This is a genomic window from Streptomyces sp. NPDC002130 (assembly GCF_040296465.1).
Lineage (GTDB): Bacteria > Actinomycetota > Actinomycetes > Streptomycetales > Streptomycetaceae > Streptomyces.
The window spans coordinates 1-8,139 of the sequence record NZ_JBEOXI010000310.1 but is presented as its reverse complement, the minus strand read 5'-3'; the positions used below and the strand labels follow the sequence as shown (position 1 = coordinate 8,139).

General features: G+C 72.1%; 9 protein-coding genes. 4 read left to right on the top strand and 5 right to left on the bottom strand.

What is annotated here, in order from left to right; translation table 11 throughout:
* Positions 1–847, bottom strand: an 847-nt coding sequence (locus tag ABT116_RS36330; protein WP_351643014.1) for a response regulator, incomplete at its 3' end; no start/stop codon positions are given.
* A gap of 174 nt (positions 848–1,021) precedes the next feature.
* Between ABT116_RS36330 and ABT116_RS36325 the strand changes: the two genes are divergently transcribed.
* Entirely contained in the window at positions 1,022–1,903 is an 882-nt protein-coding gene (locus ABT116_RS36325) for a universal stress protein (RefSeq protein WP_351643011.1), read from the top strand.
* 13 nt (positions 1,904–1,916) lie between these two features.
* Here ABT116_RS36325 and ABT116_RS36320 read toward each other — a convergent pair whose 3' ends face one another.
* The 3 genes from ABT116_RS36320 to ABT116_RS36310 all read right to left on the bottom strand — a co-directional run bounded on the left by ABT116_RS36320 (position 1,917) and on the right by ABT116_RS36310 (position 4,685).
* A complete protein-coding gene (locus ABT116_RS36320) occupies positions 1,917–3,149 on the bottom strand; it encodes a DUF4032 domain-containing protein (RefSeq protein WP_351643008.1) in 1,233 nt (410 codons plus the stop codon).
* A gap of 41 nt (positions 3,150–3,190) precedes the next feature.
* Complete coding sequence (locus tag ABT116_RS36315; RefSeq protein ID WP_351643006.1) at positions 3,191–3,937, bottom strand: MBL fold metallo-hydrolase; 747 nt, start codon at positions 3,935–3,937, stop codon at positions 3,191–3,193.
* Positions 3,938–4,061: 124 nt separating this feature from the next.
* Positions 4,062–4,685 (bottom strand): alpha-ketoglutarate-dependent dioxygenase AlkB, encoded by a 624-nt coding sequence (locus tag ABT116_RS36310; RefSeq protein ID WP_351643003.1) that lies wholly within the window; start codon positions 4,683–4,685, stop codon positions 4,062–4,064.
* A 109-nt stretch (positions 4,686–4,794) separates the two neighbouring features.
* Between ABT116_RS36310 and ABT116_RS36305 the strand changes: the two genes are divergently transcribed.
* Positions 4,795–5,433: a TetR/AcrR family transcriptional regulator gene (locus ABT116_RS36305; protein WP_351642999.1), complete on the top strand. Its 639-nt coding sequence runs from the start codon at positions 4,795–4,797 to the stop codon at positions 5,431–5,433.
* Positions 5,434–5,449: 16 nt separating this feature from the next.
* Complete coding sequence (locus tag ABT116_RS36300; RefSeq protein WP_351642996.1) at positions 5,450–7,123, top strand: FAD-binding dehydrogenase; 1,674 nt, start codon at positions 5,450–5,452, stop codon at positions 7,121–7,123.
* A 22-nt stretch (positions 7,124–7,145) separates the two neighbouring features.
* Here the strand turns inward: ABT116_RS36300 and ABT116_RS36295 are convergent, their stop codons facing one another.
* Entirely contained in the window at positions 7,146–7,496 is a 351-nt protein-coding gene (locus ABT116_RS36295; RefSeq protein WP_351642992.1) for a DUF488 domain-containing protein, read from the bottom strand.
* 147 nt (positions 7,497–7,643) lie between these two features.
* Between ABT116_RS36295 and ABT116_RS36290 the strand changes: the two genes are divergently transcribed.
* On the top strand, positions 7,644–8,096 hold the full coding sequence (locus tag ABT116_RS36290; RefSeq protein WP_351642989.1) for a DUF6098 family protein: 453 nt from the start codon (positions 7,644–7,646) through the stop codon (positions 8,094–8,096).
* Positions 8,097–8,139: the final 43 nt, after the last annotated feature.

Below are 8,139 nucleotides of genomic sequence, written 5' to 3'. Positions count from 1 at the left end.
GACCTCGGGGTGCGGCGGTTCGGCGACGTCCTCGACGCGTCCCTGGCGAGCGGCACCGCCGCCACCTTCTACTCCAGCGCAACCCCTCGGAGGCACCGTAGACGGCCGCGCCGAGCCCCGCCGGGCCGCCGCCGATGACCACCAGGTCGTAGAAGTCGGCCGTCGGGGTCGTCGCCAGCCCGACGCGGTCGGCGAGGTCGACGGCCTCCGGCTCGACCAGCGGAGTCCCGTCGGGCGTGATCACCACCGGCAGCCGCAACCCGTCCTCGCCGGCCGCGGCCAGCAGCCGCCGCCCCTCCGGCTCGTCGGAGGAGTACCAGCGGTAGGGCACCTGGTTGCGGGCCAGGAACTCCCGTACGTCCGAGGAGCGCGACGACCACCGGTGCCCCACGACCTTGGTGCTGGGCACGGGCCGGAAGTCGCTGGACCGCCACGCCTGGAGCAGATCGTCGAGGACCGGGTACAGCTTCTCCTCCGGCGGGTCCCACGGCTTCAGCAGATAGTGGTCGAGGTCGACGACGTTGATCGCGTCGATCGCGGCGTTCGTGTCCGCGTACGCGGTCAGCAGCACGCGCCGCGCGCCCGGATAGACGTCGAGGGCCTGTTCGAGGAACTCGATGCCGTTCATCTGCGGCATCCGGTAGTCGGCCAGGATCACGGCCACGAGATCGCCGCGCAGCTTCAGCTCCCGCAGCGCGTCCAGCGCGGACGCGCCGGACTCCGCCCGCACGATCCGGTACGACGCGCCGTACCGCCGCCTCAGGTCCCGGGCCACGGCCCGGGAGACACCCGGGTCGTCGTCCACGGTCATGATGACGGTCCGCGCCGAATCGGCGGCCTGTGCCATACGTCCCCCACGCCGGGCGGTCGACTCACGGCACGACGCCCCGGAGCACCGCGCCGACCTCCGCCCATCGTATGTTCGATCGCTGCGCAGCGCTCCGATTCGGAGATCCGCCGCGGCGGGCGTAGTGAAGACTGGGCGGCGGCAGGTAGTGATCGTGACTAGGGAGGCAGCGGGATGACACGCCCGATCACCGCAGGGGTCGACGGATCGCAGGAGAGCCTCGCGGCCCTCGCCTGGGCGGCGCGGGAGGCGGTCCGGCGCGACCGGCCGCTGCGCGTGGTGCACGCCTGGCGGGTCCAGACGCCGGAGCTGATCGAGACCGCGGTCGACACGGGCGCGGACAGCCAGGCCGAGTGGGTGCACAGCGCGGTGACCGAGGCCGTCGGGACCGTCACCGAACAGCATCCGGACCTCGCGGTGACCACCGATGTCATCGAGGGTGCGGTGGCCGACACCCTGGTGGCCGCCGCGGCCGACGCCGAGATGCTGGTCCTCGGCTCGCGTGGGCACGGCCGCATCGTCGGATTCCTGCTCGGCTCGATCGGCCAGCAGGTGATCGCCGAGGCCGTCCGGCCCGTGGTGCTCGTCCGGGCCGGCGACCAGCCCTCGTCCGAGGCCGCAGGGCGGGAGATCGTCGTGGGCCAGCAGGGCGACCCGGAGGACAGCGCCGACGCACTGCGCTTCGCCTTCGAGACGGCCGCCGCGCGGGGGGCGACCGTGCGGGTCGTGCGGGCCTGGAGCCTGCCGCCCGTCTTCGCCTACAGCCCGGGCTCGCTGAAGCTCCTCGACGAGGCCGGGGGACTGGAGCCGTACGAGAAGAAGAACCTGGCCGCCGCGGTCCGGCCCTGGCGGGAACGCTTCCCCGACGTGCCCGTCGAGGAGCACGTGGAGATGGGCAGCGCGAGTCAGGTGCTGCTGTCGGTGGCCGGGACGGCCCAGCTGATGGTCGTGGGCCGCCGGGCCCACCGGACGGCCGTCGGGGCGCGCATCGGCTCGGTGGCACACGGGATGCTGCACCACGCCGACTGCCCCGTGGCGGTGGTGCCGCCGGTGTGAGGGCGCCGGCCCCTCACTCCGCCGTCGGCTGCAGTGTCTTCCTGGCCTTGGGCAGGATGTTCTGGATGTAGTCCTCGACCACCGCGTCGAGGCCGATGTCGTGCTGGGCCCGCTCGGACAGGTACCAGCGGTGTTCCAGGAGCTGGTGGTAGATCTCCGCCGGGTCCATGGCGCCGCGCAGTTCGACGGGCACGGCCCGCACGGTCGGCCGGAACACCTCCCGCACCCAGCGGTGGGCCAGCACCTCGGGGCGCGCTCCCAGGGGGTCGCCCGGCGCGTAGTCGTCCTGGGTCGCCATCCAGCTCTCCAGGTCGTTCAGCAGCCGCCGGGCCTGGTTCTCCTCCGTGTCGAGACCGGTCAGGCGCAGCAGCTGCCGCTGGTGGTGGCCCGCGTCGACGACCTTGGGCACGAAGCTGACCGTGTCGCCGTTCGAGGCGTGCTCGATCTGCATCTCGGCGACGTCGAACCCGAGGTCGTTCAGGCGGCGGATCCGGCGCTCGATGTAGTGGTACTTGCCCGCCGGGTAGACGGAGGCACGGGTCAGTTCGTCCCACAGGCCGCGGTAGCGGGCGCAGATCTCCATGCCGAACTCGATCGGGTCCACCGACGGGTGCAGCGCCCCGGACGCCTCCAGGTCCAGCAGCTCCCCGCTGATGTTCACCCGGGCGAGATCGAGGTCGTAGTCCCGCTGCCCGGCGCTGAGCTGTGGATGCAGGTCGCCTGTCTCGGCGTCCACCAGGTACGCGGCGTAGGCGCCCGCGTCGCGCCGGAAGAGGGTGTTGGACAGCGAGCAGTCGCCCCAGGCGAACCCGGCCAGGTGCAGCCGCACCAGGAGCACGGCGAGCGCGTCCATGAGCCGGTGCATGGTGGCCGGGCGCATGGTCGTCTCGAACATCGAGCGGTACGGCATCGAGCCGCCCAGGTGCCGGGTGACCAGGACGCTTTCCAACGGGGCACCGCTCGCGTCGGTGCGGCCCGTGACCACGGCCAGCGGGTCCACCGACGGGATGCCGAGCCGGTCCAGGTCGCGCAGCATGTCGTACTCGCGCAGCGCCGGGCGCTCGGCCAGCTCCTTGACGGCGATCACCTCGTCGCCCGCCCGTGAGTAGCGCACCACGTGCCGGGAGATACCGCGCGGCAGCGGCACCAGGTACTCCTCCGGCCACTCCTCCAGGGGCACGTCCCACGGCAGTTCGAGCAGGAGCGCGGGGTGCTCCGGATTGGTCGCGCTGATCTGCAGTGCCATGGGCCGGGTGTCCTTGTCTCGCCGCCGATCGTCACATCAGATTAGAGGGCGCGTTCCCGGGCCAGGAGAGCGGCGTCCCGCACCGGCCCGCGGTGCACCGGTCCGTGCCCGGGGAGCAGCAGTTCGCCCTCCAGCTGCGCCAGGACGTCCAGGGAGGCCAGGGCACGCGGCCGCTCGTGGTGGAACATGTCCGGCAGCAGCTGCGGCCCCTCGACCCGCGAGGTGGGGTGCCCGCTGACCAGCGCGTCCCCGGAGATCAGCGCACCGGTGCCGGGCAGGTGGTAGGCGCAGTGGCCGTCGGTGTGACCCGGCGTGTGCACGGGCACCGGCCGCCCGGGCAGGTCCAGGGCGCCTGCCGCCGGGAACGCCCGCGGAGCGGTGACGGGCACGTCTGCCGTGCCGCCCGAGCGCAGTGCGTGCACCGCCCACGGCAGCACTCCCGGCCGCCAGCCGTTCCTCAGTACCGTCCCGATGGACACCTGGTGCAGGAACTCCCGGCGCGCGTGCGGCACTTCGGCCTCGTGCAGATGAACGGGGGTGCCGTGGGCGGCGCTCAGGTACTCGGCGGATCCCAGGTGGTCGTTGTGCGCGTGCGTGATCAGTACGGCCTCCACCGCCTCCGGGGCGCTGCCCACCTGCGCGAGCGAGGCGAGGACCCGCTCCCGGTCGCCGGGGTAGCCGGTGTCGACCAGCGTGACCGCGTCCCCCTCCTTGAGGATCACCCAGTTGGTGCTGGAGCCGTGCACCAGGTAGGTGCCGTCCGCGACTTGGTGTACGTCCGCCCGCATGATCGCCCTGCCCCTGTGTGGTTCCCGGTACCGGCCCGACGGGAGAAGAGAAGCAGACCCGGCGGCGTTCGGAATCGCCGGGTCCACTCAACGAGGTCGTGCTGCGGGGGTGTTCGGTCCGCCGTCAGCGCACGCCGTGCGGGCGGAACTGGATGCTGATGCGCGGCTCCGTCGCCCGGGTGCTCTTGGGGATCGAGTGCTCCCAGGTGCGCTGGCAGGAGCCGCCCATCACGACGAGGTCGCCGTGTCCCAGCGGACGGCGCACGGTGTCCCGGCCACCCTGCAGCGGGCGCAGCAGCAGGTCCCTGGGTGCCCCCACCGAGAGGATCGCGACCATGGTGTCCTCGCGCGCACCGCGTCCGATCCGGTCGCCGTGCCACGCCACACTGTCGCGTCCGTCGCGGTAGTAGCAGAGCCCGGCCGTGGTGAACGGCTCGCCCAGCTCCTCGCCGTAGTGGGCGCTCAGCGCGTCCCTCGCCTGGGTCAGCACCGGGTGCGGCAGCGGATCGTCCACGCCGTAGAACGCCAGCAGGCGGGGGACGTCGACCACGTTGTCGTACATCTTGCGCCGCTCCGCCCGCCACGGAACCTCGGCAGCCAGCTGTTCGAACAGTTCGTCCGAGCCGCTGAGCCACCCGGGCAGCACGTCGAGCCAGGCTCCGAAGCCGAGGTCGGTACGGCTGATCCCGTCCAGAGGGCCGAGGCGCAGCTCATCGGCCTGGTCGAAGAGGGAGCCCTGGAGGTGCATGGGGCCAGCGTACCTCGGAATCGAAAAGATGTTCCATGAGGAGTCGGCCTTTCGATACATCGATGTATCCAATACAGTCGTGTATCGAAAGACCGAAAGGAGGGCCGACATGGCGGCCGAAGGAACCACCGGACGCGTGACCAGACGCCGGGTCCACACCCGCGCCAACCTCCTCGGGGCGGCGTTCTCCGTGTTCGCGGCCAAGGGCTTCGGCCACGTCTCGATCGAGGAGGTCTGCGAGGCCGCCGGCTACAGCAGGGGCGCCTTCTACTCCAACTTCTCCAGCCTCGACGAGCTGTTCTTCGCCCTCTACCGGGAACGGGCCGACCTGATCGCCGAGCAGGTGTCCGGCGCGCTCGCCCTCGACGGACCCGACCTCGACGTGCCCGCCGCCGTGGACCGCGTCACCGACGTGCTGCTCCTGGACCGGGACTGGCTTCTGGTGAAGACGGACTTCCTCGTGCACGCCGCCCGCGACCCGGAGGTGGCGCGCAGCCTGCTCGAACACCGCGCGCGGCTGCGGCAGGCCATCGCCGACCGGCTCGGCCGGGCCCGCGGGCACACCGCACTGCCCGCCGTGCTGGGCGACACCGACGGCGCCGCCCGTGCCGTGGTCGCCGCGTACGACGGTGTCACCACGCAACTGCTGCTGGACCGGGACCTGGACCACGCCCGCGCCTGGCTGAAGCAACTGCTCACGGCCCTGCTGACCGACGGCAGCGGCACCCCCGATCACACGAAGCACTGAGGAAGGGACGGTCGCCATGGATGCCGATGTCATCGTCGTCGGAGCAGGTCTCGCCGGCCTGGTCGCGGCGCACGAGCTGACCAGCAGGGGCCGGCGGGTCGCCCTCGTCGACCAGGAGAACGCCGCCAACCTCGGCGGCCAGGCCTTCTGGTCGTTCGGCGGGCTGTTCCTCGTCGGCTCGCCCGAGCAGCGCCGCCTGGGCATCAAGGACTCCTTCGACCTCGCCTGGAGCGACTGGCGGGGCAGCGCGGGCTTCGACCGGCTGGAGGACGAGGACTCCTGGGCCGTGCGCTGGGCCCGGGCCTACGTCGAGTTCGCCGCGGGGGAGAAGCGGTCCTGGCTCGACGGGCACGGCATCACGTTCCTGCCCACCGTCGGCTGGGCCGAACGCGGCGACCTCACGGCACACGGGCACGGCAACTCCGTGCCCCGCTTCCACGTCGCCTGGGGCACGGGCACCGGCGTCGTCGAACCGTTCGTGCGGTACGCCGAGCAGGCCGCCCGCGACGGACTGCTCACCTTCCACCACCGCCACCGTGTCGACGCGCTCGTCGTCGAGGACGGCACCGCCCGGGGCGTGCGCGGCACGGTCCTGGCCGACGACCCCGCACCCCGTGGCGCCGCCTCCAGCCGCGACGCGATCGGCGAGTTCGAACTGACCGCCCAGGCCGTCATCGTCACCAGCGGCGGCATCGGCGCGAACCACGACATCGTCCGCCGCTACTGGCCGGAGCGCCTCGGCACCCCGCCGCGCGAGATGGTCACCGGCGTTCCCGCCTACGTCGACGGGCGGATGCTCGACATCAGCGCCGAGGCAGGCGTCCGGCTGGTCAACCGCGACCGCATGTGGCACTACACGGAGGGCCTGCAGAACTGGGACCCGATCTGGCCCGGCCACGGCATCCGCATCCTGCCCGGACCGTCCTCGATGTGGTTCGACGCCCTCGGCCGCCGCCTGCCCGGGCCCTTCCTGCCCGGCTACGACACCCTCGGCACCCTGAAGCACCTGCGCACCACCGAGGACATCGCCGGATACGACCACTCCTGGTTCATCCTCTCGCAGAAGATCATCGAGAAGGAGTTCGCGCTGTCGGGATCCGAGCAGAACCCCGACATCACCGCCAAGGACCGGGCCGGATTCCTCAAGGAACGCATCCTCGGAAAGGGCGCACCCGGACCGGTCGACGCGTTCCTGCGCAAGGGCGCCGACTTCGTGACCGCGTCCGGCCTCGAACAGCTCGTCGCGAAGATGAACGAACTCACCGACAAGCCGCTGCTCGACGCGGCCGAGATCCGGCGCCAGATCGAGGCCCGCGACCTTCAGATCGCCAACCCCTACGCCAAGGACGCCCAAGTACAGGGCATCCGCAACGCGCGCCGCTACATCGGCGACCGCCTCGGCCGGGTCGCCACCCCGCACCGCATCCTCGACCCGGCGGCCGGACCGCTGATCGGCGTCAAGCTGCACGTCCTCACCCGCAAGACCCTCGGCGGCATCCAGACCGACCTGGACTCCCGCGCCCTCGGGACCGACGGCAAGCCGATCGACGGACTGTACGCGGCCGGCGAGGTCGCCGGATTCGGCGGCGGCGGCGTCCACGGCTACAACGCCCTGGAGGGCACCTTCCTCGGCGGCTGTCTCTTCTCGGGCCGGGCGGCGGGACGGGCGGCCGCCAAACAGACCGCCTGACCTCGAGGGACGGTCCGTCCCTTCAGGATTCGAGGAGGCGGACCAGCACGGTGGCGTGGCTCTGCTCGGGCGTCTTCGACGCGGTCAGCAGGGTCACGTCGCCCGCACGGGCCAGCTCACGCACACCGTCGAGCGCCGCGGACGCCTCGTCGGAGGCGAGCTCCGCCTCGTACCGCTCGGCGAACTCCTCGTACGGGCCCTCGCCCGCGTGGTACCAGCGGCGCAGCTCCGTCGAGGGGGTGAGCGCCTTCGGCCACTCGTCCACCCGCGCCGCGTCCTTGGCCAGGCCGCGCGGCCACAGCCGGTCGACCAGGACCCGCGCACCGTCCTCCGGCTCGGCGGGCTCGTAGACACGGCGCACGCGCACGCTCATGGTCGGCTCCTCTCCGCGGCGGCAGGGGTGTGCCGCGAGCCTAACCCCGGCCGGGCGTCCGCACCGCTCGGTACCCGAACGGCCGGTTCCGCTCCTGCCGGGCGGGTACTCCGACCGCCCGACCACGTCGAGGAAGGAGGTCATGACATGAGTGCACAGGACGATCTGCGGGTCATAGGGTCGCTCGACGAACTCGCCGAGCTCGTCGAACGGCACCGGGGCCTGTATGTCCGCTGGTCGCGCGGCCCGGAGACCGATCTCCGCGAGGTGTCCAGCACCGACGACCTGACGGGCGTCTCCCTGCCGGGGCTGTCCGCCAGCCCGCTCGGCGTCGAGGAATGGTGGGAGGGCCGGCCGGTGCGGGTCTGGGTGGCCCGCCGTCTGCACGACTACGCGCATCTTCCGCACGACAAGGGGCCGGGGGTGCACCCCTGGGTGCTCACCGGCAAGGAGACCGCCCGCGGGCCCGACAACGAACCATTGGTCACCGACGTCCGCCCGATGTGCCGACTCGACCAGCGGGTGATCGAAGAGGCGAAGGCCGAGGTCGGTGGACGGGCAGGTCGCCGAGTTGCCAGGTGCCCGCGGCGGCCGCGGTGATCGTCTGTGAGCTCATCGGCGGAGTTTCACACATGACGCCCGG

Excerpts from the sequence above, each read along its gene's own strand:
- ABT116_RS36325 (WP_351643011.1), top strand. The coding sequence starts at position 1,022 with ATGACACGCCCGATCACCGCAGGGGTCGACGGATCGCAGGAGAGCCTC.
- ABT116_RS36320 (WP_351643008.1), bottom strand. The coding sequence starts at position 3,149 with ATGGCACTGCAGATCAGCGCGACCAATCCGGAGCACCCCGCGCTCCTG.
- ABT116_RS36315 (WP_351643006.1), bottom strand. The coding sequence starts at position 3,937 with ATGCGGGCGGACGTACACCAAGTCGCGGACGGCACCTACCTGGTGCAC.
- ABT116_RS36310 (WP_351643003.1), bottom strand. The coding sequence starts at position 4,685 with ATGCACCTCCAGGGCTCCCTCTTCGACCAGGCCGATGAGCTGCGCCTC.
- ABT116_RS36305 (WP_351642999.1), top strand. The coding sequence starts at position 4,795 with ATGGCGGCCGAAGGAACCACCGGACGCGTGACCAGACGCCGGGTCCAC.
- ABT116_RS36300 (WP_351642996.1), top strand. The coding sequence starts at position 5,450 with ATGGATGCCGATGTCATCGTCGTCGGAGCAGGTCTCGCCGGCCTGGTC.
- ABT116_RS36295 (WP_351642992.1), bottom strand. The coding sequence starts at position 7,496 with ATGAGCGTGCGCGTGCGCCGTGTCTACGAGCCCGCCGAGCCGGAGGAC.
- ABT116_RS36290 (WP_351642989.1), top strand. The coding sequence starts at position 7,644 with ATGAGTGCACAGGACGATCTGCGGGTCATAGGGTCGCTCGACGAACTC.